The organism is Desertibacillus haloalkaliphilus (genome assembly GCF_019039105.1).
Lineage (GTDB): Bacteria > Bacillota > Bacilli > Bacillales > KJ1-10-99 > Desertibacillus > Desertibacillus haloalkaliphilus.
Genome location: NZ_JAHPIV010000598.1, coordinates 1 through 328, shown reverse-complemented (window position 1 = coordinate 328; position 328 = coordinate 1). Strand labels below are relative to the sequence as shown.

The following is a 328-nucleotide window of genomic DNA, read 5'->3' as shown; positions in this document are numbered from 1 at the left end:
CTCCTTCCTTTTTTCTTCTTTTCCTTTCTTCCCTTTTTTTCCTTTTTTTCTTCCCCTTTTCCTCTTCCTCTTCCCCCCTTCTTTTCTTTTTCCCCCCCCCTTCCCCCTTCCCCTCCCTTTCCCTTCCTTTTTTCTTCTTCCCTCTTTTTTTTTCCTTCTTCCCCTTTCTTCCCCCCCTCTCTCTTTCCCTCCTTCCTCTCCCTTCTTTTTTCTTTTTCTTCTCCCTTCCTTTTCTTTCCCCTCCCTTCTTTCCTCTTTTTCTCCTTCCTTCCCCCCTCCCCCCTCTCCCCCTTTCTTTTCTTCTCCCTTTTCCCCTCCCCCCCCTCTT

1 protein-coding gene is annotated in these 328 nt (G+C 48.2%); it reads right to left on the bottom strand.

Features of this window, described 5'->3' with window-relative positions:
- Positions 1 to 328, bottom strand: a 328-nt coding sequence (locus KH400_RS30465) for a hypothetical protein (RefSeq protein WP_217228737.1), incomplete at both ends; no start/stop codon positions are given.